Raw genomic sequence first — 26,010 nt, forward strand, 5'->3', positions numbered from 1 at the left:
TTAAGATTAGCTTCGCTGAGCACTTCGTGGTTCCCGTTTTCACGGGAATGAGGGATTACTGTAAGAGATCCTTTGTAAATAAGCCATGACGGGAGCATTTTTATTCAAAATATTCCCACATAAATGTGATATTTAAACATGAAACAAATCTTCCTCACCACTGCTATTCTATTTTCTCTTATTTTTAATAAAGCCATGGCGCAAAACAATGCCGGCAGTACACCTGCTGTTCTCAATCACATCGCGGTTTATGTAAGCGATTTAAAGCAATCGACCGTTTTTTACGAAAGTGTTTTTAACCTGAAAATTATTCCCGAGCCATTTCACGATAACCGCCATACCTGGTTTAGCTTGGGTCCGGCAGGGCAGTTACATCTAATTCAAGGCTTAAAAGAAACTCAAAATTTTGATAAGAACGAACATTTGTGTTTCAGTGTACCTTCGGTTGATGAATTTGTGAAAAAACTAAATACCCGGCATATCAGTTTCGAAGATTGGGCAGGGAAGGAGAAAGGCATAACCTTGCGCGTAGATGGCGTAAAACAAATTTATTTTAAAGATCCTGATGGGCACTGGCTCGAAGTAAACGACGCGAAATAATTTTTTACCTAATCTGTATTTATGAAACTCCATTTACCACAGTATAGCTTTAAGCTGTTTTTATTGTTGTTGATTCCGTCGCTATTGAAGGCACAGGAAGTAGAAAATGATTTTAAGCAGGTGATGGAAAAATATAATGCAGTGGGCGCGGCTGTTGCGGTAGTAAAAGACGGTAAGCTTGTTTACACCCATGCTTTTGGTTTAAAAGACCTCGAAAACAAAGTGCCGCTGAACAATCAGGATATTTTCAGGATTGCCTCCATTTCCAAATCTTTTTCCGCTACTGCAATCATGCAAATGGTAGAAGCCGGAAAAATTAGTTTAGACGATGACTTTGGTGATCTTGTTGGTTTTAAAATCAGAAACCCCAAATTTCCAGATCAGAAAATTACGCTGAATATGGCCTTGTCGCACACCTCCAGTCTGAACGATTCGCAAGGGTATTTAAATCTGGATGTGATTAATCCCGATAAAAACCCCGATTGGGCCAAATGTTACAATAATTATCTGCCTGGCACAAAATTCGATTATTGCAATCTCAATTTTAACCTCATTGGTACCATTCTCGAAAAGCAATCAGGTCAGCGTTTCGATAATTATATTAAAAAGCAAATCCTGAAACCTTTAGGGCTTTATGCAGGTTACTGTGTCGATTCGTTAGATAGTACGCGCTTTGTGAAGCTATATGAGTATCATGCCGATACCAAAACATATACGCCATCGCCAGCTGCTTATGCACCACGGAGAACCGAAATTGCCAATTATGTGATGGGCTACAGTACCCCAGTTTTTTCGCCAACCGGCGGAATGAAAATTTCTGCAACAGATTTGGCCAGATACATGATGATGCACATGAATTACGGCAAGGAAAACGGTACCCGGATCATTTCTAAAAAGAGCGCGAAACAAATGCAAACAGCCCTTAGTGCCGATGAAGGCTATGGACTGGCGCTTCGAAGTGCTGAAAATTTAATTCCGGGTGTAAAATTAATAGGGCATACCGGTTCTGCCTACGGTTTGTACAGCACCATGTTTTTTTATCCGCAACAAAAGTATGGCTTTGTCATTATTACCAATGGTATTAATGCAACCTATACCGATGGTTTTCCCGATTTTAGCCGTGCTGCCATCAATTGCCTATACCAGCATTTTATCAAATAATGTTGTTTGCTTAGCGAGGTTTTAATTACATAATTGATGCTTGTAAGGCCTTCCTAAATGCTTTTGGACTATTGCCCCGCTGTTTCCTGAAAAATTTGTTGAAATGGCTTTCATCAGTAAAACCAAACTCGTTTGCAATTTCATTCAGGCGCTTATCACTAAACTGCAAACGGTGTTCAATCAGTTTCGTTTTGTAATTGGCAATATACTGTTGCAGGGTTTCTTCTACGTGTTTTTTAAAATAACGACCCAGATAGGCTTCAGAAATACTAAAATGTTGGCTAATGGTGTCTGCCCGCAATTTTTCGGGATAATAAATGTTGCTTTGTACATATTGTAGTATATCCAAAGCTTTTTCTTCCGTACCTGCATTGGCTTGCTCAGGCAGATATTTGGCGATGTTGCGGGCAACAATAATAATGAGCGTGTTAACCAGCTGCTGTATCAGTTCTTTATTGTACAGGTCTTTTTCGTTTTGCTCTTCAATAATATTCAATATCAGCGAGCGTACAATCTTCTTGTCACGGGTGTTTTTTAGAATACAGCCCGGCTGGTGGTTGGCATTTTGAAGGATATATTCCAGTCGCCTGATATTTTCGGTTTGTAGGCCGCCATTTTTCAGATAGATGTCGTTAAAACGCAGGAAAAATAATTCAGAAGTTTCCTCAATAATAAGTTCATGGCAATCTTCCGGGGTAATTAAAAACATGTGTTCGGCGTGATAATTAAACCGGCTGTTATTAATGCACTGTTTTCCGGTTCCTTTTAATATAAAAACCAGTTCAAAAAAGTTATGTTTATGTGCCTGTTTGGGGCATTCGTTTAAAATAAGATGCGCAGTTGAAAAAGGCTCGTACAAATTTTCTTTTAACATGAAGCAAAAATACTAAATTATAGAAATAATATACCAATATAGTTGTAATTATTGGTATAAATTTGAATTATAAATTCAAGATAAGAATATGAAAGCGATTATATTAAAAGATTTTGGAGGCGTAGAAAACCTCGAATTGACCGAAAAAGAAGTTCCTGCAGTTGGAGCCGGAGAAGTATTAGTTAAGTTAAATGCCATTAGTATTAATCCCGTTGATGTGAAAACCAGATCGGGCAAAGGGATTGCAGGTTTGATTAAAGATCAGCTACCGGTTATTCTAGGTTGGGATATTTCAGGAACGATTACCGAAGTTGGAGAGGGTGTAACTCAATTCAAAACCGGTGATGCGGTATTTGCCATGTTGGCCTTTCCTGGATTAGGAAATACTTATGCCGAATACGTGGTAGCTAAAGCAGATGAGCTTGCACTAAAACCTGAAAATGTGAGTCATAATGATGCCGCTGCGGCAACACTGGCGGCATTAACCGCCTGGCAGGCACTTACCTTACATGCCAATGTTCAGGCAGGTCAGCGGGTTTTAATCCATGCAGCAGCGGGTGGGGTAGGTCATTATGCCGTACAAATGGCTAAACATCTGGGCGCTTACGTAATTGGTACAGCATCGGCTGCTAACCGCGATTTTGTATTGGGATTAGGCGCCGATGAGCATGTAGATTATCGTGCGCAGCCTTTTGAAGAAGTAATTGCGGATATTGATTTCGTACTCGATTCGATGGGTGGCGACTATATCGACCGCTCTTTACAAGTGACAAAGAAAGGTGGCACCATCATCAGCATTCCTTCAGGTTTAAATGAAATGGTAACCGAAAAAGCAAAAGCGCTGGGCATTAATGGTTATACCATCAGGGTTAAACCATCTGGAGAGGATATGCAGCAAATTGCCGCGTTGTTGGCTGATGGTACAATCCGTTCGCATGTATCGGCTGTTTTTCCTTTCCAAAAAATGGGAGAAGCCCATCAGCAAATCGAAACAGGCAGAACAGCAGGGAAAGTAGTGTTGACTTTTTAAACTATAGACAAAAATATAGCCCGGCAAATGTGCTGGGCTTTTTGTTAAATAAGCATTAAAGCAAATTCATTAAGCCGTTTTTGGGATACAAAACGGTTAAAACCCTAATACAGGCTTTCGGATTGGTAATCGTATTTCCTTTAACCTTCTGATTAAAGATAGCTTTTGAAGCAGGCAAATCAATCAGATGAGCACAGTCGGTTATGGGCTTTTCTAAGCTGATTTTTACAGGGATATCCATTATTGCGGGTTAACAAAACGTTGATATGTACTGGCCTCTTTAATCTTTTCCAGCATTAAGTAATCTTTCAGTTTGGAAAATTCCATGCTCTGGATTGCTTTAACAACTGATTTCAGCTTTTCACTACTTACACCTAAACGGGTAGCCCAGTATTGGCGGTCCTGCTCGTCAGCAATGTCGATAAATTCTTTCCTGGCATTTATCGAATTCATTTGATATTCCATTGATTTATAAATTGGTTAGATAGGAAACACCTTTCCGGGGCATTTAGTTTTCGTGTTTTGTCAGCCAATTTTCATTTATCCAAAAGGCTGCATGAAATATTTTTTGATATTGGTCAAATATTTCTAAAAGGAGTATTATTTTCTTTACAGAACTGTTGGAAATGTGATTTTTGCTTAATATTATTGTATTGTAATGTATTTTTTACAATGACTAATTATTCTATCCCGGATACCCTAAATACTTCGCCCAAAAAATTTTATGAGCAAAACCGCTTCGTGTTATTTTTATGGGTATTGGTCACACTCATCTTTGTAATCGATTCGTGGGCAACACATCGGTTTAACAACTACCTCATTTTCGAAAATACTTTCAGAAACCTGCTTCACGAACGCTCGTTGTATGCAACCTATCCGGCATTTCATGATGATGCGAATCATTACGGACCCATTTTTAGTGTTATTATTGCGCCTTTTGCGTTAATGCCCAATAGTATTGGCTTATTGTTCTGGAATTTATTTAATTGTTTCCTGTTGTTTAAAGCCATTCAAACCTTGCCTTTAAGTGCTGATAAAAAAGTAATTATCGGTTATATTGCTATCCCTTGCCTCATCGAATCCATGCTTAACCAGCAGTTTAATGCCGGCGCAGCAGCACTCATTATATTGAGTTTTACCCAGTTGAACAAAGGAAATAATATATGGTCTGCACTTTTTATCGTTTTGGGTACTTTTATCAAACTTTATGGTATTGTGGGGCTGGCTTTCTTCTTCTTCGTTAAAAAGAAGCCACAGTTTATGCTTTGGCTGATCATTTGGTCGGTAGTTGTTTTGGTTGCACCCATGTTGTTTGCTTCACCGTCTTTTGTACTCCATTCTTATCTCGATTGGAAAGCCTCGTTAATCGGCAAAAACGAAATGAATATTTTGGGTGGAGGTATCGACATCTCGATTATGGGCTTCTTCAGGGAGATTTTAGATCAGTCCGGCATACCCAACCTGCTTTTTCTTTCGCTGGGTGCCGTAGTGTTTATGCTTCCCTTTATGCGGATTGGCCGTTTTTCTAAACCAAAGTTTCAGCTACTCATATTGGCTTCAGTACTCTTGTTTCCGGTGTTATTTAGTACCGGTGCAGAAGATTGTACTTTTATCATTTCAATTGTAGGGGTAGGGATCTGGTATATCTTTGAAAACAACCGCGGCATGAAAAAGGTACTGCTTCCCGTTTTACTTGTTATAACCTGTAATTTTCCTTTACTCTTGTTTCCAGTATTCGCCAAGACGCATCCCTTATCACTGGCTATAATCAGTTTACCTTACTTTCTGGTATGGTTAAGGATCATTTACAATGCTGCTAAAAGCAATGTAGCTTACGCAGCAGATACCTCTGCTGATCTGCTTACTGCATTAAGCAAATGATGATTAAATGATGCAGGTTTTCTGATAAAAAGGCTTAACTCTTGCCGCTTTCCTTATATTTGGGAAAAATTATATTCATGATCGCACACCACGTTTTATTCTGGCTAAAAGCCGATACCACTGAGGAGCAAAAACAGGCTTTTCGCAACAGTTTACAGACTTTAGAAAACATTGAAGTAGTTAAAACCTTCCACATTGGTGTACCTGCACCTATTGAGCGCGCAGTTGTAGATACCACTTATACTTTCAGTTTACTTTTGTTATTCGAAGATTTGGCCGCACATGATGTTTATCAGGTTCATCCTTTACACAAAGCATTTTTAGATGAGTTTAGGGTTTATTTTGATAAGGTTGTAATCTACGATGCCGAATAAAGAAAAATGCCAGATGTAAGTCTGGCATTTTTTTTATCCAGCTGATGCATGAATTAAATTATTATTTGGAATTATTCTAAATAATGTGATATTTGCTTAATCCTATTGACGAATATTAAATTTAATTTATGTGTAAAACCACCGTTCTGGCTCAAAATGAAAACATTACTATTGCACAGTGCAAAAACTGCAGCGTTATCAATATCTGGCGGGCAGGTGTTTTGATGAACTTTTCTTTCGATCAGTTTGATGCCTTTTACGTAGCAACTAAAAAACTTGCCTTTGATGATTTTCTGGAACGGGCGCCCGATGGGCGTGAGGTTGTAATTTTGTCTACCCCTTTTCCGGATATTGGCCTGGTGTTTACCCGGAGCGAGTGGCATGAGTTTTTTGTGAAAATTGAGGAAGCCTTATATATGAAAAGGGTATATGAACTTGTTCATTACTAATTATAGTTACATTAACGTAGTTTGCTTTACTTATTTTTAAGTATTTTTAATTGCCACGAATCCAAAGCTTTTGAGATTACGTAGGTAGCTAAAAAACAAGCTCATGGAAAAAAGCGCTACATTAATTAAAAGGGCAGCAATTAATATAAACCAGCTGGATAGCATTAAAATAGGTGATTTTTTAGCAGATGAATACGGAAAATCCGGTAAAGTATGCGATATCGAAATCATTAACAGAAAAGGCGAATGCCATTATTATTTTAAGCTGCTCAAATCAGGAACAATTTTGATTATTGTTTAATTCTTTTTTACTGGCTAAATTAGGGGTAATGAGACGATATCTGATTACATCCTGCTTGCTGCTCCTGATGCATAGTTATGTTTCAGGACAGGCCATAAAAGGTAACTACGCAATTAAAAATGTAGCAACCGGCATGCTTTTGCGCGTTAAAGATGCCAGCAACAAAAATGGAACACCATTAGTAGCCTACACGCCGCAAAACTGGAAATGCATGACCTGGAATTTTATTCCCGTTGCGGGCAATACCTACCAGTTAAAGAACCTGTTTACAGGCAAAACATTTCAGCCGAAAACCGGCGATACCACAGAAACTTTTTTAGAAGAACAACCACTTACTTCAGCAAGCTCCATCCAACAGTTTGATTTTGAGCTGGCAGGTAAAAATATTTACTGGATTAAGCTTAAGGGAACGGAGCTTTATTTAACTTCCGGCGATAAACAGGGCGCTGTAAATTTGCCGGTTATCCTCAGTAAAAAGAATGGCAATAAAGAACAGCAGTGGACGATATATGAACAGGCGCCAACTATGTAAAAATAAAACGGGCAGGATTTGATTAAATCCTGCCCGTTTTATTTATTATGAATGTAACTAATTAGAATTTATAAGATAAAGTAGTTAAGAATTGACGTGGCGCAATTGGATTAACACTGTAGTTTTCGTGTACAAAATAATTTAACTCGTTGGTAATGTTCGAAACTTTCGCCAGAAGCGAGAATCTTTTCCAGCTATATCCTGCAGAGAAATCTATCGTGGTAAATGCGCTTAAAGGAATTAGCCTTAAAGTTGTTGCATTTTTCGCATCGTTCCAACCGCCGTTACGTTTGCCTGTGTAGAATGCAGAAGCCCCTAGTTTAAGCCCTTTAACAGCACCATCCTGGAAAGTGTAGAATAAGGTTGCATTAGCAGTATTTTTGGTTGTACCTACTAAACGTACATCTTCAATCATTCCGGTAACATCGGCAGTGTTGGTGTAACGCATAAAGTTGTAGCTATAGCCCAGTAAGAAGTTAAGCCCTTTAGCTAGCGTACCATTTACATCCAATTCCAAACCATCACTTGTAGTTTCACCGTTTAATTGCTTAAATACGGTACTTACGGTTCCATCAGCAAGTATAGCTGCCTGAGCAATATTGTTGTTGATTATTTTGTAATAGGTTAAATTAGCCGATAGCTTTCCTCCAAAGAAATCGTTCTTAACTCCTGCTTCGTATTGATTAACAATTGACGGCTGAAGCGCATTATTATTAATATCAACACCGGTATTAGGAATGAAGTTGTTGGCATAACTTACATACATGGAAGTACTTTTAAGTGGCTGATAAATTAAACCCAATTTAGGAGAAAAAGCATCATCAAATTTGGTTGCACCTGTTGCAGTAACCCCTGTTTCTAAATTTAAAGCTCTCGAGCTGGCATTTTTCTGATCCGTATAACGCAATCCGGCAAGTACTTTAAATTGTTCGGTTACCTCGATTAAATCCTGTACAAAAGCACCGTATCTGTATATTGGGGCAAGTGTTGAAGTAGTGCTGAATGCCTCAGGCATGATACCTGAACCATAATAAGTAGATTCGTCGAAAACGTTCACATTACCATAGTTGTAAGTGGTAATGTACGCTCCCTGGGCATTTTTACCGTAAGCAAATGCATTGCTGGTTACTCTAGATTGATCTGCATCCACACCAAATAATACTGTGTGTTTAATGCTTCCTGTATTAAAAATACCGTTAACATTAATTTGCTGATTGTATGTATACTCTTTACTTAACGCTCTGGAAAGGTTCCGTGCAGAAATACCTGCAGAATTTGCCTGGATACGGTCAGATCCGTAATAATTACGGTTATAAGCCTGGAATGATCCCACAGCACTTAATTTCCAGTTTTCGTTAAAGTTATGCGTTAAATTGGCCTGTGCAGTAGTGGTGTTGGTTTTATTATAAGCCCAAGGTACGTTAATAAATTTATCGCGACCAAAATCAACAATCTGGCTGTTAACCGATCCTACACCAAAATCCGGAGTATAATCGCTTTTTAAATAATCACCCTGAACCAAAACTTCTGTCTGATCACTTATTTTATACAATAACGAAGGGTTAATGTAGATACGGTTTGATTTTACATAGTCTCTGAAACTGCCTGCATTTTCATAAGTACCTATAGCTCTAAAAGCAAGTTTTTTAGATATTGGTCCATAAAGATCGATAGTTGGTTTATATTGGTCGTAGCTTCCGGTTCTCATGCTCACTTCGCCACCGTTAACAAATTTTGGTTTTTTAGTAACCATATTTACTACAGCTCCGCCGGTTACACCTCCATAAAGTAAAGCAGCACTTCCCTTTAAAACCTCTACCGATTCAAGCGTGCTGGCTTCCGGGCTACCACCAATAGTGGTTCTTGCACCGTTTTTGAAAATGTTATTGCTACCTAAGCTGTAACCTCTGGCAAAGAAGTTTTCGCCAACTGCACCGCGGTTTGCACCCAGCGCAACTCCGTTAACGTTTTTCATTACATCGCCAAGGCTGTTTACCTGCTGATCGGTAATTACCTGATTGCCGATAACCTGAACCGCCTGTGGTAAATCCATTGGCGCTATTGCAATTTTACCCAGGTTAACAGGCTTTCTGTTTGGTGTTTTATAACCATTAACAGCGATTTCATCTAACTGAGAAGAAGACTGTGCAAGGGAAAAATCGGCGTTGGTGCTCTGACCAGCAGTAACCGTTACCTGTTTCTCTTGTGCTGATACGCCTACAGCCGATGTTTTTAATGTATAAGTACCAGGCACTACATTTTTAATGGTGTAGTTTCCTTTTTCATCTGTTTGGGTGGTTTTGGTAGTGTTCTTTAAACCTACGCTTACATAAGCTGCCGGATTGCCATCACTGGTTTTAATTGATCCTGAAATAGAACCGTTTTTAGATTGCGCCATTGCATTCCCGGCAATAAGCAGTACTACAACGATTAAAGTTAATAATCGGGTAATTGTTTTACTCATCTTTATTTAGATTAATTCTTAGTTGGCGCAAAGGAAATGTTTTTACTCCGGATTACCAAAATTATTTTTATTTGTTCTAAATAAGAGTTGTCCGGATTTGATTTTTTGAAATACACATCACACTCAAATCCGTATATTTAGTTTGTTAAGCCAGTTTTATGTCTAATCATACCGATCATTTTTACGCTAATCTCCCGGTCAATAAAATGGCTTTGGCCAGGTTGCTGATTCATAGTGATATGTTTAAGCCCGTACCAGCCGATTGGCAGGTAATTATTACCGACATTAAAAATTCTACAGCAGCAGTTAAAGCAGGTCAGCACGAAAATGTAAATCTTATAGCAACGGGCAGTATTGTGGCTGTACTTAATATTGCCTTTAAAGCCAATATTCTGGTTCCTTTTTTCTTTGGCGGCGATGGGGCAACTTTTATTGTGCCGCCAGGTATGGTATCGGAGGTAATGAAATCGCTGTTAAAATACCGCGAAAATACTTTGCAAAACTTCAATCTTGATTTGCGGGCAGGTATAATGGCTGTTGATGAAATTTATAAGGCTGGCCATCAGCTCCAAATCAGCAGGTATAGCAGTAGCGAAACCTTTTCGATTCCTATTGTTTTGGGCGATGGGCTGGCACATGCAGAAGCTTTAATTAAAGGCGAAAATTATCTACTGTCAACGCAGGATACGTCGGCCAATGAAATTGATTTGAGTGGGATGCAATGCCGTTGGGATAAAATAGAACCACCCGAAAACAGTGAAGAGGTGGTAACTTTAATTGTTGTGGTCCGGCAATGCGAACAACAGGCACTGGTATTTAGCAAAGTTATACAGCACCTCGATCAGATTTATGGTACACCCGAAAAAAGACAGCCCATTTCGATACCTAAACTGATTTTTAAAACAAGCTTTAACAGTTTGGGCAAGGAGGTGAAACACCGTTTGGGTAAGATCAGGTTTTGGGAACTGCTCAAATCCTGGTTGATCAATATGTATGGTTATATCTATTTCCGTACGGCCAGTGGTAAAAAGTACCTGAAACAACTGGTAGAGATGTCGGATACACTGGTTATTGATGGGCGCATCAATACCGTAATTACTGGTACTTCAAAACAACGCCTTGCGCTGCTTGCAGCACTGGATAAACTGGAACTAAATGGAGAAATTTTATATGGTTTGTATGTAAGCGGCGAATCGGTCATGTCATGCTATGTACGCGATTTTGAAGACGAGCATGTTCATTTTGTTGATGGGGCAGAAGGGGGCTATACCAATGCTGCCGGGGTGCTAAAACAGAAAATACGCGACAGACTTACTCCAACCAGTGATATTTAAGCACTAGCCCAAACATTTAAGGGCATTAGTTGTATGATAAATGAAAACTAATCAACAAGTTCAATAACCGTTAATTACCATGAGCGCACATTCCAGAGTTTTAGATAGTAGTCAGCTTTTAGAGATTCTTGCCTTATCTAAAGATGCTACCGCTATTTATACCTCTGAAGATATTGTAATAGAGATGGCCAACGATGCGATGATTGCTTTTTGGGGCAAAGACCGTTCTATTATTGGCAAGCCTTTACAAGAGGCCGTTCCGGAATTGATCGGGCAGCCTTTTATCAATATGCTTAAGAATGTTTTGTTAACGGGGATTACCGATAAAGGCGAAGCAATTCCGGCAGAAACCATGCGGGATGGTAAATTGCAGACGGCCTATTATGCTTACGAGTACCGGGCTATTAAAGATGAATCGGGTCTGCCTTATTGCATTATCCATACCGCAAGCGATGTTACCGATATGGTTAAGGCGAGGCAGGCCATTAAAGAAACGCAACTGCAACGCGATGCCCTGGATCAGGAACAGGTTTTGATCAACATTAAGGAAGAGCAGCAGAAACACGATTTCATCAGCATGGTAAGCCATGAACTGAAAACACCTTTAACTTCCATAAATGCCTATATTCAGCTGATGCAGTCGAAAAGTTCATCCGATCAGTTTATGGTAAATACATTGGATAAAGTGCAGTTACAGGTCAGGAAAATGAGCACCATGATTAACTCATTTTTAAATGTTGCCCGGCTCGAATCAGGTGAAATTCATTTGACCAAAACAAATTTTGATCTGGATCAGGTAATCGCAGATGCGGTATCAGATGCCAGATTCATTTATTCATCAAATTTGATCGATTTCACTACCGACGGACCTAAAATAGCGCACGCCGATAAAGAGAAGTTAACATCAGTAGTTTCAAACCTGATCAGTAATGCCATTAAATATTCCGATCATGGGAGCACCATTACAGTGCAATCGGAAATTACCGGCGACAACATACAGGTGAGTGTTACGGATAATGGAATTGGGATTAAAGAAAATGATCTGGAGAAACTTTTCGACCGGTTTTACCGGGTAGAAAGCACGCAGACGAAAACAATTTCTGGCTTTGGCATCGGATTGTACCTGAGTGCAGAAATTATACACCGCCATAAAGGAAAAATATGGGCAGAAAGTACTTACGGTGCAGGTTCTACCTTTTATTTTACGCTTCCTTTAGCAGATTAATCTGATGAAAAAGCCCCTGTACTTTTTATAGCAAGGGGCTGTTGGGGTTATTTTAAAATTTCGTCTATCCGTTTTATTTCTGCTTCGCTAAATTCGATATTATCCAACGCTTTAATGGAGTCGGTAATCTGTTCTGGTTTGCTGGCACCTATCAGCACTGTGGTAATTCTTTTATCTTTCAAAATCCACGATAAAGCCATGTGGGCCAGCTTTTGACCGCGAGATTTGGCTATCTCATTCAATTTCCCAATTACTTCCAGTTTCTCAGGCGTAATGTTGCTCTCTTTTAAGAAAATGCCACTGGTAGCCACACGCGAATCAGCCGGAATGCCATGCAGGTATTTATCGGTTAGCAGGCCCTGTGCCAATGGCGAAAAAGGAATACAACCCACACCATTATTTGCTAAAACATCAAGCAGCCCACCTTCAACCCAGCGTTCAAACATCGAGTATTTGGGCTGGTGGATTAAGCAAGGCGTACCATTTTGCTTTAAAATTTCGATAGCTTTTGCAGCCTCTTCGGCCTGGTAGTTAGAAATACCAACGTACAAAGCTTTTCCTTGCTGAACGAGTAAGCTCAATGCAGCCATGGTTTCTTCGAGTGGGGTTACCGGATCAGGGCGGTGGTGATAAAAAATATCAACATAATCCAGTTTCATCCTTTTTAAACTTTGGTCTAAGCTCGAAACGAGGTATTTTTTCGATCCCCAATCACCGTAAGGGCCATCCCACATGGTATAACCGGCTTTGCTCGATATAATCATTTCATCGCGGTAACCATTAAAATTTTCGTGTAGTATTTTACCAAAAACTTCTTCTGCCGAACCCGGAGGCGGACCATAGTTGTTGGCCAGATCGAAATGCGTAATGCCATTGTTAAAGGCCGTATATATGAGGTTTTTGCTGTTTTCAAAAACGTTTACATGTCCGAAATTATGCCATAATCCCAACGAAATTGCAGGTAATTTAATGCCACTGTTTCCACAACGGCGGTATAACATTTTATCGTAACGATCGGTTGAAATGTGTTGATTCATAACTGGGTTTTGATTGGTCGCAATATTAATCAGTTTTAATGAAATTTACTTCATTGGTTGAAAGATTATCTGCCCACTATCGGGAATTGTGAAATCCGTAACCGGGTCGACCCGTACGGTACCAGGGTAATTTCTTCAGTTTCTTTGGCTGTTTCTAACTGGTAAGTAATGCTGTAAGGGATAGGACCTGCCATTTCATTGTATAATTTCCAGGAAGGAATCCGTTTGGCTTTCGTTTTAATCTGGATCGGTGCATTTTCAAGGTTCCAGGGATAGTTACTGATCGGGGCTGTTTTTTCTACCGTGAATTTTTCCTCAAGGTTATTATTTGGTACATCGAAAAGACCATAATTCCATGGGGTGGTTGGGTGAACTTCATCGAAAGCATCACCTGTGTCAATTGGATCAATCGTGTTTTTAACAGGCTTTACGGCTTCACCCATTTTTAAAGCATAGGTTATGGGGCCTCTTTCTACCGAAACTGAATTTTCGAACCAGGTATTTTTAAAAATATGCATGGGCAATTGCAGTTCAACTACATCACCCGATTGCCAGTCGCGGTTAATTTTAACAATCGCATTTCCTTTTGAAGTTTGCACTTCGGTACCATTAACTTTTACCGTAGCTGCTTTACACCAGGCTGGTATCCTTAAATGAAAAGGGAAATTGATTGCTTTTGATTTTTTGGCGAAGCTGATCGAAAATTTAATCGCTTCCTGGAAAGGATAATTGGTTTCTTCCTTAATGGTTATTTCTTTTCCGTCTGCAACAGCTAGTTTCACTTCGCTTGGCGAATAAACCAATGCGGCTACACCTTTATCAGCAGTGGCGTACCAGAGGTTTTGGGTAAACTTTGGCCAGCCCTGATGCATATTGGAAGTACAGCAAGGATAACCGGAAAGCAATCCATAACATAAATCGGTACCATGATGGTTTACATCGAAATTGTGCATTTGCCTGCTAATCATTACCTGGTTAGCCTGCTGAAAATATTGCCTGCTCATATAATCGTCTGATGCCTGCGCAGGCAGGGCATTAAAGGCAATTTTTTCTAAACGGTCGGCATAATCTACGTCACCGGTAATTGCTAAAGCCGTTTCCAGGGTAAACATCATTTCAACAGCTGTACATAGTTCTGAGCCCTGGGTCGGATTATTGCCATGCAAAGATTCGTCGCCGCCAAACATACCGTTGGCAAAGCCATTGTATTTATCCAGGTCTTTAAAACCTTTTTTCAGTGCATCCAGGTATTTTTGTTCGGGGTGTTGCTGGTAGTAAACCAAAGGTTCTTTCATCCCCTGGGCCAGATTTACAGCATGTACGCTGCCAAAGCGGGTAAGCATTTGTCCTTCAGCAAAAGCGTTGGTAAAATCGAAGGTCTGGCGGTGAATCAGGTCGGCCAGCTCGAGTAAAAACCGATCATTGGTTTTATTGTATAGCCAATAAACTACAGCCAGGTTATCGCCGGCACGGTATCTGGCCCAAAACGACCAGTGATCGAGTGGTTTCGATGGCAGTTCTTTCAATTGGTATTTAAAGTAATTGGTCATCAGCGTAATAATCCGCTTATCGTTAGTGGCGGTGTAGTATTGTTTTAAAATTTTAAGCATTACCATTTTTGGCCACCAGTCGCGGCTATTGTCACGTTGCAAACCAGGCTCGTTGCCATAATCTTTAATCGGACCAAAATATCCATCTGGTTGCTGGCTTTTAATGGCCCATTCAACCCAGGGCTTGGTTTTGGCAATCAATTCCTTATCCTGTAAAATGTACGCCAGGGGCAGTAAACCATCTACCCAGTAGGGGCCACGTTCCCATTGGTCGCCATCGCCGCCCAGCCAACCGTTACGCTGCCCCATAACTGAAGGATAAAGCTTGTCGAGGTTTCCTGTTGCGCCTGTTTTTTGTCTTAGCAGCATTTCTTTCAGCCAGCCTTCTGCTTTAATGGCGCCAAGTGGTAATTCGAGGTAAGGATTTTTACGGAGTGAATTAGCCTGTCCGTTTTGTCCTTGCGCAAAGCTTGCAGTACCCAGGCAGAGCAAGAAGATTTTCAGTAAGTTTTTAAGCATCATTGGTGTGTTTTGGTTAGAAAAATTGGTGTCTTTTTTGCGTTGTAATTCAATACTTCCACAAGTGGTTCAAAAAAAGCGACTGATTTATACGTTTTGTTATCACCATTTCTACATATTGTCTCATTGATGGTAATTTGCTCAAAATATGCTGCAATATATTGTTTTGAATTGTTCTAAATCGTTTTATTTGTAAAATTAAGTGATATCATTATATTTAAAAACTTAATTGTAAAACGCTAAACCAAATATTCATTTCTATGAAATTAAAATCATTAACGGGCCTGGCAGTTGTAGCTGCAATGGGATTGGCTTCCTGCCAGTCCGGAACCAAAAATGCTTCATCAGCTGATAGTGCAAAAATCGATTCAGCAGCTGTGGTTAAATTAGTTGCCGATTCATTTAAAAAAGAAATCGACGGCAAACAAACGGCATTGTACACCTTAAAAAATAAAAACAATGCAGAAGCTGTATTTACCAATTATGGTGGTAGGTTAATCAGTTTGCTGGTACCTGGCAAAGATGGTAAAATGGTCGATGTTGTAGTAGGCTTTAAGAGTATAGGCGATTATGAAAAATCGACTGAGCCTTATTTTGGGGCAACTATTGGTCGTTATGGAAACCGCATTGCCAAAGGCAAATTTACTTTAGAAGGTAAAACCTATTCGCTGTTTACCAATAACGGGCAAAATACGCTTCATGGTGGTAAAAAAGGCTATCAATATGTGGTTTGGGATGCTGAGCAGCCTAATGCAAATACCCTGGTGCTGCATTATTTATCAAAAGATGGTGATGAAAATTTCCCGGGCAACCTGGATGTTAAAGTTACCTACACTTTAACTGATGATAATGAACTTAAAATGGATTACGAAGCTAAAACTGATAAAACTACCGTGGTAAATTTAACCAATCATGCCTTTTTTAACCTGAATGGCGATGGCAGTGGTGAAATCTTAAATCATGAGCTTCAAATTTATGCTGACGAATTCACGCCGGTAGATTCGACATTGATCCCGACCGGAAAATTGGAAAAAGTTGCCGGAACACCTTTCGATTTTACAAAATCAACAACCATTGGTGCACGTATTAATGATAAAAACGAACAGTTAACTTTTGGTAAAGGCTACGATCATAATTATGTATTAAATAAAACTGCAGGCATGGGCATGTATCATGCTGCTACCGTTAAAGGCGACAAATCGGGCATTGTGATGGATATTTATACCCAGGAGCCAGGATTACAGTTTTACAGCGGTAACTTTATGCAAAGTAAAAATACTTTTAAATCAGGTGCTAAAGACGATTTTAGAACTGCAATTGCTTTAGAAACACAACATTTTCCTGATTCTCCAAACCAACCGGCTTTCCCTTCAACGGTTTTAAAGCCAGGGCAGGTTTATAAAACCAGTTCTATTTACAAGTTTAGTAAATAATAAGCGTTTATTTTCGTCATCTCGACTGAAGCGCAGCGAAATGGAGAGATCTATAAAGATTTCTCGACTCCGTTGCACTTCGCTCGAAATGACGATATTTCACTAAAAAAGTTGCTGTAAAGCAGGGTCGGTATAATCTTTAATAAATGCAATGATGTTGGGGTAATCGCCAAACTCTTCCTGTGTATGCATCGTGGTTAAGGCCACACAAGGCATACCTGCATTTAAGGCAGCTTCAACACCTTTGGGTGCATCTTCAAAAACAACGCAGTCATTTGCGGCTACTCCTAAAATTTCGGCGCCTTTAGTAAAGGTTTCCGGATCTGGTTTGCTATTGGTTACATCTTCAGCACTTACAATGGCTTTAAAGTAGGATCTGATTTTTAAATTATCGAGCACAAAGTTAATGTTGAAAGGAATGGCCGCCGAACCAATGGCCATCTGGATGCCTGATGCTTGCGCCTGATTGAGGAAATCGCCTAATCCGGCAATTAGTGTTAAATGTTTTTTATAGGCCGCCTGGTAGCGGTATTCTTTTTCTATCGATATCTGATCGATCTGTTCCTGAGAAAAATGACCTACACCAAAAACGCGTTCCAGTAAATCCTGATTTTTACCGTACATCTGTTTTTTAACATCGTCGAAACTAATTTTTGCACCTAAATCCTGTGTTAAAATATTGTGCCAGGTATGATTATGAAAGGCCATATCGTCAATCATCGTTCCATTCAGATCGAAGAGAAAAGCTTTGGGTTTGTGATTCGTCATGACGGCAAAATTATCAGATTTTTTTAATCGGGATGTTAAAATGCAATGATCTAACAGAAAATTAACAAATCGCAAACAGTTCATAAATTATTGTTCTAAAGGTTGAAAAATAAAAAACTGTTGGACTGTAATTTTTTTGCTGTTGGATACGTTTTGGTTTTGGAAATCCGGGAGCAGTGCAATAACTTGCATATAAAAAACGGACTAAAAGATTATGGTTGCGGCTAGTCATGAAAGCGATCCCCTTATTCAATTCTTAAATGTGCTGCAGCCATTGAGTGCTGAGCTGATTGATGAAGCAAGAAAAGAAACTTTCAAAATCTTTGTGCGCAAGAATAATATCCTGCCTTCTTTCGCAGAGCTGGTTAAGGATGGCTGTTTGTTTTTTGTAGCTAAAGGGCTTGTCAGGGCTTTTGTAGTAGATGACGGGAAAGATATTACTACCTGGTTAACCGACGAAAATGATTTTATTGGTAATATCCGGAATCCGGGAACATTTAAACCAACTTTCGAAGAACAGTACCAGGCTTTGGAAGATTCGGAGCTATTAGTATTGCCTTACCGTGTGATTGATGATATGTACACGTTGTTTCCTGAAGCGAATGTACTGGCCCGAAAATTACTGGCTATTCAGTACCACATGTCGCAGGAGCGCTCAATTTTATCCCGTATTCCATCTGCTGAGGCACGTTATAAACAGTTTAAAATCGGGCATCCAACCATTAAATCGCGTGTGCCTTTAAAATTTTTAGCAAGTTATCTGGGTATGCGTATCGAAACCCTGAGCAGGATTAGAAAAAAAGCAAAAATGGATGCTTCGCCTGAAGATTAGACTTTTTTATTTCTGAAATAGTAATAACATAACGGAAACAGGCAAATTAAGCCGAGCAAGAACCCACCCACCGTATCTGTAAACCAGTGTGCTCCTAAATAAATTCTGGAAGGGGCAATGGTAAGTATTAAAAAGGCCGATAAATAAGTGATTATAGTCCGGGTTGCTTTGGGTATACCTTTTAAAGTATTCATTAAAATGATAAGGAACCCGAAAAAAAGCGTGTAAGAAAGTACATGGCCGCTGGGGTAGCTCTGAAAGCGGTTTACTTCTACCAAACGTACATGAAAAGCGGTAGGGCGTGGGCGGTTAATGATGTTTTTGATGCCAAGTATAATTAATCCCGAAAGCAGTACAGCGGCAATATAAAGCCCTTCGCGTTTGTACTTTTTCCAATAAAACAGGGCAGCTACTACAACTACTGAAAGGAGCGAGTAGGGAAGTTCGCCAAAAAAGCTAATGGCCAGCATTAACTTATCCAGCCAGATTGCCTGATAGCGCTGAATAAGCAAAGAAGTTTTAATGTCGAAATCCCAGATAGGGTGTTGCGCTACAAAAAAGCTCAGGTAACTGAAAGCGGCAATGAGGACAAACAGTACAAAAATTAAGGTATTTCGTTTTAAAAGAGTAGACATAGGCAGATCGGAAAATCAAAACTAGAAATTTTAAACGAATTGCAGTAAAAAACTTGGACTTTTGGAATACCGCCAGACAGAAAAGTTGTAAAATACTACCATTTTTATCACTAATATGAGATAAAAATAAAGTGCTTCGAATGCTATTTAAACCGAGTTTTTTCTACCTAAGCATTAAGTTCATCAAGGATACAAAACGATTCATCACGGAAATGTACCTTTATGTGTAACCAGTTTTGAAAATTAAAAATGAATTGCAACCTTCGTCCTAGATAATAAGGATATCTATGCTTATGAGGTTGGCAGGATCTAATCCTGCCGACTGAAAAGGCAATCCCTCACGACAATTTATTTACAAATTATACTTTTTGTATTAACGCTCCAACCGAAGCTTTCCTCCTTGAACCGGGGAGGCAGCTTGGTTGATTAAAATAAATCTACACCTGCCTTTTTAGCGGTAATTACAAACTCAAAATTGTTTCGCGTAAAATTTATCGGCAACGCCAGCAATTAGGCTTTTAGGCCGTATTGATTTTGAGATGAGAAATAATTTGGCTTGATGGGAGGTTATTTAACCACAATCTGTTTTGGCTCGGTAACTACAATCTGTTTTTTACCTTTAAATTCGGTAATTGTTCCGGTAACACATACTTTATTTCCCATAAACATGCTCGAAGGCTCTGATGGGAATTTAGCCTGATCTTCTTTGTTGATCACTATAGTAAGCAACTCTTTTGGGTAGGCGCCACCTAAATTAATCAAAGTAATTTTATCCAAAGCCTTTGTACTGTAAACCGAATCGCAAATGGTTACACTTTTTCCAACATATTGTGCAGCATCCTTAGCCAGAACCAAAGTTTGACTTTTTGCATAAAATGCCGGAGCACTAAGCAATAAAAGCAGAAATAATTTTTTCATGACGCCGGGATGAGGGTGAAAAGTATTGGGCTATTAATTAACCCTGTATATCAAAGGTATGATGAATTTTGGTCTAAGCAATGCTTATATCTAAAAAAGCAGAAATATTACACAAACAAGATTTTATCTTAACACGAATATTAGCTAAATTGTAGCAACAATATACTAACCAGATTATTCCTTTTTCCGTTCCTATGAAAGTAGATTATATTGCTTTATCTGTGCCTGTTTTTTTTATCCTGATTGGGATAGAGCTTGCCTATAATTTTTATAAAAAGCTGAATTATTACCGGCTAAACGATAGTATTGCCAATTTGAGTCAGGGAATAGGGCAGCAGCTTACCGGAATATTTATGAAAACCGCACTGTTTTTTGGTTACAAATACATTTTTGAGCATTGGCGCTTATTCGAAATGCCCAAAACCATTTGGGGATGGATAATTCTGTTTATCGGGGTAGATTTTTTCTATTACTGGTTTCACCGGATGAGCCACGAAATTAATGCACTTTGGGCAGCCCATATTGTGCACCACCAATCAGAAGAATACAATTTAACAGTAGCGCTGCGCCAAAGCTGGTTTCAGGGTTGGTTTAGCTGGATATTTTACCTGCCGCTGGCTTTTGTGGGCTTTGATCCGATTATGTTTTTAACCTTAAGTTCTTTCAATACCTTATATCAGTTCTGGATTCATACCCGCGCCATTAAAAGTATGGGCTTTTTAGAATATATTTTGAATACGCCCTCGCATCACCGGGTGCATCATGGCTCTAACCCAAAATATATCGATAAAAACCATGCGGGTACATTAATTATCTGGGATAGGCTTTTTGGTACCTTTCAAAAAGAAGAAGAAGAGGTTTATTATGGTATTACGAAGCCACTCGCTAGCTGGAACCCGGTTTGGGCTAACCTGCACTACTGGGATGATTTAGTTAAGACAGCCCGGCAATCGCCCAAAATAACAGATAAAATAAAAGTCTTTCTGAAGTCTCCGGGCTGGTTCCCCGAGCATTTGGGTGGTTTTCAGCATGCGCCAGAAATCGACGTTGATGGCTATCGTAAGTATGATCCGGTTTATCAATCAAAGCTTATCGGTTATGTTTTGGTACAATTTATAGTGGCTTTAGCCGCCGGATCGGCTATTTTATTTTCCTACAATAAAATGGAAACCTTAGGCTTAATATCGGGAACCATATTTACATTGTTAACTTTAATTGCTTGTGGCGCGCTGCTGGAAGGGAAAGCCTGGCTGGTTAAATTCGAATATTTCCGGCTAATCCTCGGGGTTCTGCTGGTCTTCCTTTTAAATTTCCCGGTTGGCTATCAGGTTATTTTTACCGGCATTCAGTTAATATCCGTAATTTGGTTCTTTAATTTGCAAAAGGCAAATCCCAACACCGATGAAAACTAAACTATTTTCTTTCATTTTTGCACTCGTATTTATTGTTCAATTGTATGCCGAAACCGCAGGCAATATGTTCCTACTCCAGTTTTCTAAGCCTTTAATTGTTATCAGTTTGATGGTTTGGCTTTACAGCAGTACTAACCTGAAAGGAAGGTTTCACAAGCGCATTTTCACCGGATTAATTTTTGCTTTGGCAGGCGATGTACTGCTCATGCTGCAAGCAGGCAGGCCAATGTTCTTTATTTACGGATTGATTGCTTTTTTACTTTGCCATATCTTTTACATCAGGGCTTTTACTTTAGATCACAGATCAAACCCCAAGCATAGAACGCCTTATTTTTTATGGATTGTAGGTGTGTTTGCGATCTTTTGTTCAGGTTTATTCTTCTATTTGCAGCCCAAATTAGGCGCAATGCAGTTCCCTGTATTAATGTATGCCATTATTATTACTGTAATGGCGCTTATGGCGGTAAATCGCTACGGAAAGGTAAATATTTTTAGTTTTAAACTCATTTTATACGGGGCACTGTTCTTTCTCTTGTCGGATAGTGTGCTGGCCATTAATAAATTTACACAGACCATTCCACAAGCGGGTGTACTGATTATGGCTAGCTATATGATTGCCCAATACCTGATTGTGTATGGTACTGTAGTGCGCGAACTGGTGGTAAAACGAACAGCGGTTTAAATCCGGAAACGATAAAAACATCCGGCTTCGGCATTAGCATTTTGATGCACTCAACTGAATGGCGTTTGTAAAAAGTACAGACGCCGTTTTTGTTTTTTACCCTTTCAAAAAAATAAAAAAAATGGCGAAGTATCATTAATAATACGGTTTAAAAGGGCGTTTGTACGCTTTTTGAGCAGTTTTAGCCCTGTTTTGGCGCAACTTTTTTGAAAAAGGAAATCCGTTTCTGAAAAAAATGGTTTTTTTGGCTTTGTTTATTTTTAACAACTTGATTTTTAGTATGTTAAAAACTAAGTTTTTAGTCGGTTTATTTTGCTAAAAAACCTTCCTCTTTTATTCCTGATAGTTGTTTTCTGTGCAATCAAAAATGTTAATAACTTTTTTTGAAATTGTTAATAACTATAAGAGTTTTCGGCTTTAAGTTTATGTTAATCGTTTGATTACCAAATAAATCTGAACCGAATTTTTATCTATGATTAACGCAGCACTAGATTTTTTTTCGAAGGAAATTAATGGTTACCTGAACCATGTTGCCAATACCGCCAATGATGAATATATTGTGGTAAGCAGCATTGTTTCGGATGGTAAATTGGCCATACCCGAAAAAACAATGGGCATTACTTTGATGAACATTGAAGAGGACCGGGCCTTGAAAGACCAAAGGGTTAGCGTGAAGAATATGTTTGGTGATATTGAAACCCGTAACCCCGATATTTACCTCAACCTGTACGTACTCATATCGGCCAACTTTAACAGTGCCGGCACCGAATCGCCAACGCTTGATTATCTGGAGGGCTTGAAAAGACTATCGCAGGTAATTGCTTTTTTTCAGGGCAAGAATGTATTTACGCAAGCCAATTCGCCATTGCTTGCCACCATCGATAAAAATATAGAACGCTTAAGTGCCGAACTTTTTAGTTTCAATTTTGAACAGATGAACCATTTCTGGAGCATTATTGGTCACAGTTATTTGCCATCTGTTTTATATAAAATCAGAATGATTACCGTGCAGGAAAATGTGCAGTTGGTGCCGGATGGATTAGTGGAAAATATTCTATTAAACACAAAAACCAGGTTATGACAGCTTACCGCAAGTTATTTTCTGTTCATGTACAACACAATTACTATGAAGATAATTTGTGCAATAACCTCGTTTTCGTACCGGCTGCCGAAACGCTCAAAACCATGCGCAACCAACGCTGGCTGTTCAGGGCTTTTGCCACAGGTTTTAATCTGATTAGCGAAGTTGGTGCAGATCTCAAAAACAAAATTGAGCTTTTAGATACCAATTTGCACTTTGGCATCAGCTTAACTGATGCAGCCAGATTTTTTGCGGTAACCCAGTTAAACGAAACCGCTCCCGTTAAAGAATTTTTAAGCAATAAAAAGATCTATTTTTCAAACAATGCGCTTAATGCTGCACTCGAGTACCAGATTATTGATGGCATTGCAGGCGATTTAATGGCTTTAAGTTTTACGCTTCCTGCTATAAATACCGAGGTTACCTTGCGTGTAAATTCAGCAAGCGAAAGCAATCTGGTAATAGACTATGATACTGCAGGTTTACCAGTAAATGGCCCCTATAAAATTAAAATTAACAGCAGTAAGGTTTTCGAAAAGCTATTAAACCTGGGCAAACTAGCCGATGGGTTGTATACCATTTCGATCAAAAATGCAGCCGATACCGGTAACGATTTGCTCACTTATAAGATTTTTAAAAGCAACAGCTTAAGTACCCAATCGCTTTTTGGTGTACTCGACATTAAACTGCCGGCCAGTACGGCTGTGGTTACTGAAACGCCGTTTTTAATCAGTTTCCTGCGGAAATCAACCATCTGGAAATATTATGTGATTAACCAGAGCGGGATCGATTTAGATGACTTTGATCTGTTGGTAAAGGATAAAAGTTTGGATGGTACACCCAACGGCAATCCGGTATATGCCAAATATACTTTTGCAGGTAATCCCGTACCGCCCAACGATCCCGATCCGATTAATAAAATTGCTGCTGCCGAAATATTGCTTTTTAAAAGCAACGTAAAGATCCCGTTTTTTCAGCAGGTAAAACTGGGGCTGCAACTGAGTAAGAAAGATGGTGGAACAGAGGTGGTTTTAACCAAGAATTTGCCCAATCCGATGCCCGAAAAACAAGTGGGCGAGGAGAGTAAAGTATATGTATATGTTTAAAAAATAATTCATTTCGATATGGCGCTAACATATAAACATCCAGGCGTATACGTTGAAGAGATTTCGACAATACCACCTTCCATTGCACAGGTTGATACCGCTATCCCAGGCTTTATCGGCTATACCGCAAAGCGGGAAAAGAATGGCGTAGCCTTCGCCATCAACACACCCATACGCATTACTTCGTTGTTAGAATTTGAGGCAAGCTTCGGCGGTGCCTTTCCCGAAGTACTGGAAGTAACCATTAACGAACCCGAAAAGGATAAGCTTACGCCCAAAATTGATGTTGCAGCCACAACAACAGCTACCGGGGCTTCGGGTTATGTGTTGTATTATCATGTTAAAATGTTTTACGAAAACGGTGGCGGACCCTGCTGGATCGTTTCGGTAGGCACCTTCGAAGATACACCTGCATTAACCAAAGCAACATTAAAAGCTGGTTTGCTTGCTTGCGAGCGTGAAGATGAAATTACGCTTTTGCTCATCCCCGAAAGTACTACCTTAACCGGCAGTTCGGATATTAAAGAGTTAAACGATGCCATGCTTGCACAATGCGCCAAACTGCAAGATCGTTTTGCCGTGCTGGATGCCCCTCAAATGGGTCAGGCAACGCCTTATCTGGTCGCCGATAAATTCAGGAACGATTTGGTGAGTGCCGATAACCTGAAATACGGGGCTGTTTATTATCCGCAGGTGCAAACCGGGGCAAGTTATAACCGCGTAACCGACGATAACATTAAAATTGCGGCCGATAACCGCACTGGTGCCAATGCCGGTATTTATAAAAAGGTTGTCAATACCAAAAAAGCAATTACTAAAATTATAGATACTGCAGCACCTGTTACTGCGGTAAAAGCCTCTGCTGATATTACTTTTGGTAGTACAGCTATCAGTGGACATTCTATCTCCATTGCAGGCTTCAGTTTTACTTTTGGCACTGGCGGTGTGGCCATTGGGGCCGATACTACCGCAGTGGCTGCTGCATTAAAAACAGCAATTGCAAATAATACAGAACTTGCTGCACTGGTTGATTCTACCGCAACCCTTGGGGTACTTAAAGTGCAGGCTAAAACTGCCGGAAGTGCCGGCAATGCCATTTCATTGGTTTATGATCCGAAAGGTAGTGCGCCAAATATTACTTTAAGCAATCCGTTTTTAACCGGCGGTTTCGATAGTAACGATTTCGCCCTTTTCAACCAGATTAAAGCCGCGCTTGATGCTTTTACCGTTCCGCTTTATCCATCTGGAACAGTTGCAGGGATTATGGCCCGGGTAGATAGCACCCGTGGCGTTTGGAAAGCACCAGCCAACGTAAGCCTGCTAACGGTAGATAAGCCTTTAATTGCTGTGAGCGATGAGGAACAGGATTACCTCAACGTAGATGCCACTTCGGGCAAAAGCATCAACGTGATCCGCAAGTTTGCCGGTAAAGGAACCCTGGTTTGGGGTGCACGTACCCTGGCCGGAAATGATAACGAATGGCGTTATGTGCCGGTTAGGCGACTTTTCATCATGGTAGAGGAATCGGTAAAAAAAGCAACCGAGTTTGTGGTTTTCGAACCCAATGATGCCAAAACCTGGATGCGCGTAAAAACCATGTGCCAGAACTTTTTAAATCAACTTTGGCGACAAGGTGCGCTGGCTGGTGCCAAAGCAGAAGATGCCTTTTTCGTAAATGTCGGCCTAGGGATCACTATGACGGCCCTCGATATTTTGGAAGGCAGGTTGATTATCGAAATCGGCATGGCAGCGGTAAGGCCCGCAGAGTTTATCGTTCTTAAATTTTCTCACCTATTAGCAAAATCTTAAATT

26 protein-coding genes are annotated in these 26,010 nt (G+C 39.8%); 17 read left to right on the forward strand and 9 right to left on the reverse strand.

What is annotated here, in order from left to right:
- Window positions 1-138: 138 nt before the first annotated feature.
- Together OC25_RS04085 and OC25_RS04090 are read left to right on the forward strand one after the other, a co-directional pair.
- Window positions 139-600 (forward strand): VOC family protein, encoded by a 462-nt coding sequence (locus OC25_RS04085; protein WP_039472089.1) that lies wholly within the window; start codon window positions 139-141, stop codon window positions 598-600.
- A 21-nt stretch (window positions 601-621) separates the two neighbouring features.
- Window positions 622-1,761 (forward strand): serine hydrolase domain-containing protein, encoded by a 1,140-nt coding sequence (locus OC25_RS04090; protein WP_039472091.1) that lies wholly within the window; start codon window positions 622-624, stop codon window positions 1,759-1,761.
- Window positions 1,762-1,786: 25 nt separating this feature from the next.
- On the opposite strand, the gene OC25_RS04095 is transcribed toward OC25_RS04090, so the two are convergent.
- Window positions 1,787-2,635, reverse strand: coding sequence for an AraC family transcriptional regulator (locus tag OC25_RS04095; protein WP_039472093.1), 849 nt, complete (start codon window positions 2,633-2,635; stop codon window positions 1,787-1,789).
- 88 nt (window positions 2,636-2,723) lie between these two features.
- Between OC25_RS04095 and OC25_RS04100 the strand changes: the two genes are divergently transcribed.
- Complete coding sequence (locus OC25_RS04100; protein ID WP_039472095.1) at window positions 2,724-3,665, forward strand: NADP-dependent oxidoreductase; 942 nt, start codon at window positions 2,724-2,726, stop codon at window positions 3,663-3,665.
- Between the two features lie 55 nt (window positions 3,666-3,720).
- Here the strand turns inward: OC25_RS04100 and OC25_RS04105 are convergent, their stop codons facing one another.
- Together OC25_RS04105 and OC25_RS04110 are read right to left on the reverse strand one after the other, a co-directional pair.
- Entirely contained in the window at window positions 3,721-3,906 is a 186-nt protein-coding gene (locus tag OC25_RS04105) for a hypothetical protein (protein WP_039472097.1), read from the reverse strand.
- Window positions 3,906-4,118 (reverse strand): DUF3606 domain-containing protein, encoded by a 213-nt coding sequence (locus OC25_RS04110; RefSeq protein WP_039472099.1) that lies wholly within the window; start codon window positions 4,116-4,118, stop codon window positions 3,906-3,908. Before OC25_RS04110 ends, OC25_RS04105 begins: the two co-directional genes overlap by 1 nt.
- A gap of 219 nt (window positions 4,119-4,337) precedes the next feature.
- Between OC25_RS04110 and OC25_RS04115 the strand changes: the two genes are divergently transcribed.
- From OC25_RS04115 to OC25_RS04135, 5 genes are all read left to right on the forward strand, one after another.
- A complete protein-coding gene (locus tag OC25_RS04115; RefSeq protein WP_052265951.1) occupies window positions 4,338-5,546 on the forward strand; it encodes a glycosyltransferase family 87 protein in 1,209 nt (402 codons plus the stop codon).
- Between the two features lie 77 nt (window positions 5,547-5,623).
- Window positions 5,624-5,920: a Dabb family protein gene (locus OC25_RS04120; RefSeq protein WP_039472101.1), complete on the forward strand. Its 297-nt coding sequence runs from the start codon at window positions 5,624-5,626 to the stop codon at window positions 5,918-5,920.
- A gap of 128 nt (window positions 5,921-6,048) precedes the next feature.
- On the forward strand, window positions 6,049-6,369 hold the full coding sequence (locus tag OC25_RS04125; RefSeq protein ID WP_039472103.1) for a hypothetical protein: 321 nt from the start codon (window positions 6,049-6,051) through the stop codon (window positions 6,367-6,369).
- Window positions 6,370-6,472: 103 nt separating this feature from the next.
- The gene (locus OC25_RS04130; RefSeq protein WP_039472104.1) at window positions 6,473-6,670 is read left to right on the forward strand and encodes a hypothetical protein; all 198 of its coding nucleotides are present in this window, start codon (window positions 6,473-6,475) and stop codon (window positions 6,668-6,670) included.
- Between the two features lie 28 nt (window positions 6,671-6,698).
- Window positions 6,699-7,202, forward strand: coding sequence for an RICIN domain-containing protein (locus tag OC25_RS04135; protein WP_039472588.1), 504 nt, complete (start codon window positions 6,699-6,701; stop codon window positions 7,200-7,202).
- A 61-nt stretch (window positions 7,203-7,263) separates the two neighbouring features.
- Here the strand turns inward: OC25_RS04135 and OC25_RS04140 are convergent, their stop codons facing one another.
- Window positions 7,264-9,666, reverse strand: a complete 2,403-nt coding sequence (locus OC25_RS04140) for a TonB-dependent receptor (protein ID WP_039472106.1) — start codon at window positions 9,664-9,666, stop codon at window positions 7,264-7,266.
- Between the two features lie 158 nt (window positions 9,667-9,824).
- On the opposite strand from OC25_RS04140, the gene OC25_RS04145 reads away from it, so the two are divergent.
- Both OC25_RS04145 and OC25_RS26720 read left to right on the forward strand, forming a co-directional pair.
- Window positions 9,825-11,000, forward strand: a complete 1,176-nt coding sequence (locus tag OC25_RS04145; RefSeq protein WP_039472109.1) for a DUF3095 family protein — start codon at window positions 9,825-9,827, stop codon at window positions 10,998-11,000.
- A 79-nt stretch (window positions 11,001-11,079) separates the two neighbouring features.
- The gene (locus OC25_RS26720; RefSeq protein ID WP_052265952.1) at window positions 11,080-12,225 is read left to right on the forward strand and encodes a sensor histidine kinase; all 1,146 of its coding nucleotides are present in this window, start codon (window positions 11,080-11,082) and stop codon (window positions 12,223-12,225) included.
- 47 nt (window positions 12,226-12,272) lie between these two features.
- Here OC25_RS26720 and mgrA read toward each other — a convergent pair whose 3' ends face one another.
- Both mgrA and OC25_RS04160 read right to left on the reverse strand, forming a co-directional pair.
- Window positions 12,273-13,262 carry an L-glyceraldehyde 3-phosphate reductase gene (gene mgrA, locus OC25_RS04155; protein WP_039472111.1) on the reverse strand — a complete coding sequence of 330 codons (990 nt, stop codon included), beginning with the start codon at window positions 13,260-13,262 and terminating at the stop codon, window positions 12,273-12,275.
- Between the two features lie 65 nt (window positions 13,263-13,327).
- Complete coding sequence (locus tag OC25_RS04160; RefSeq protein WP_245221887.1) at window positions 13,328-15,334, reverse strand: beta-L-arabinofuranosidase domain-containing protein; 2,007 nt, start codon at window positions 15,332-15,334, stop codon at window positions 13,328-13,330.
- A 257-nt stretch (window positions 15,335-15,591) separates the two neighbouring features.
- On the opposite strand from OC25_RS04160, the gene OC25_RS04165 reads away from it, so the two are divergent.
- Window positions 15,592-16,764, forward strand: a complete 1,173-nt coding sequence (locus tag OC25_RS04165) for an aldose epimerase family protein (RefSeq protein ID WP_039472114.1) — start codon at window positions 15,592-15,594, stop codon at window positions 16,762-16,764.
- A gap of 102 nt (window positions 16,765-16,866) precedes the next feature.
- On the opposite strand, the gene OC25_RS04170 is transcribed toward OC25_RS04165, so the two are convergent.
- A complete protein-coding gene (locus tag OC25_RS04170; RefSeq protein WP_039472116.1) occupies window positions 16,867-17,532 on the reverse strand; it encodes an HAD family hydrolase in 666 nt (221 codons plus the stop codon).
- A 214-nt stretch (window positions 17,533-17,746) separates the two neighbouring features.
- On the opposite strand from OC25_RS04170, the gene OC25_RS04175 reads away from it, so the two are divergent.
- Window positions 17,747-18,364, forward strand: coding sequence for a Crp/Fnr family transcriptional regulator (locus OC25_RS04175; RefSeq protein ID WP_039472117.1), 618 nt, complete (start codon window positions 17,747-17,749; stop codon window positions 18,362-18,364).
- On the opposite strand, the gene OC25_RS26725 is transcribed toward OC25_RS04175, so the two are convergent.
- Complete coding sequence (locus OC25_RS26725; protein ID WP_052265953.1) at window positions 18,361-18,999, reverse strand: phosphatase PAP2 family protein; 639 nt, start codon at window positions 18,997-18,999, stop codon at window positions 18,361-18,363. The genes OC25_RS04175 and OC25_RS26725 overlap by 4 nt on opposite strands.
- A 567-nt stretch (window positions 19,000-19,566) precedes the next feature.
- Entirely contained in the window at window positions 19,567-19,917 is a 351-nt protein-coding gene (locus OC25_RS04185) for a single stranded DNA-binding domain-containing protein (RefSeq protein ID WP_039472119.1), read from the reverse strand.
- Between the two features lie 194 nt (window positions 19,918-20,111).
- On the opposite strand from OC25_RS04185, the gene OC25_RS04190 reads away from it, so the two are divergent.
- From OC25_RS04190 to OC25_RS27275, 5 genes are all read left to right on the forward strand, one after another.
- A complete protein-coding gene (locus OC25_RS04190) occupies window positions 20,112-21,329 on the forward strand; it encodes a sterol desaturase family protein (protein WP_039472121.1) in 1,218 nt (405 codons plus the stop codon).
- Complete coding sequence (locus OC25_RS04195) at window positions 21,319-22,011, forward strand: lysoplasmalogenase (protein ID WP_039472123.1); 693 nt, start codon at window positions 21,319-21,321, stop codon at window positions 22,009-22,011. Before OC25_RS04190 ends, OC25_RS04195 begins: the two co-directional genes overlap by 11 nt.
- 472 nt (window positions 22,012-22,483) lie before the next feature.
- The gene (locus OC25_RS04200; protein WP_052265954.1) at window positions 22,484-23,092 is read left to right on the forward strand and encodes a Pvc16 family protein; all 609 of its coding nucleotides are present in this window, start codon (window positions 22,484-22,486) and stop codon (window positions 23,090-23,092) included.
- On the forward strand, window positions 23,089-24,198 hold the full coding sequence (locus OC25_RS04205) for a hypothetical protein (protein WP_039472125.1): 1,110 nt from the start codon (window positions 23,089-23,091) through the stop codon (window positions 24,196-24,198). The genes OC25_RS04200 and OC25_RS04205 overlap by 4 nt, the downstream gene beginning before the upstream one ends.
- Window positions 24,199-24,216: 18 nt before the next feature.
- On the forward strand, window positions 24,217-26,007 hold the full coding sequence (locus OC25_RS27275) for a phage tail sheath family protein (RefSeq protein WP_039472127.1): 1,791 nt from the start codon (window positions 24,217-24,219) through the stop codon (window positions 26,005-26,007).
- Window positions 26,008-26,010: the final 3 nt, after the last annotated feature.

The organism is Pedobacter kyungheensis, assembly GCF_000812965.1.
In the GTDB taxonomy this organism is placed as follows: Bacteria; Bacteroidota; Bacteroidia; order Sphingobacteriales; family Sphingobacteriaceae; genus Pedobacter; species Pedobacter kyungheensis.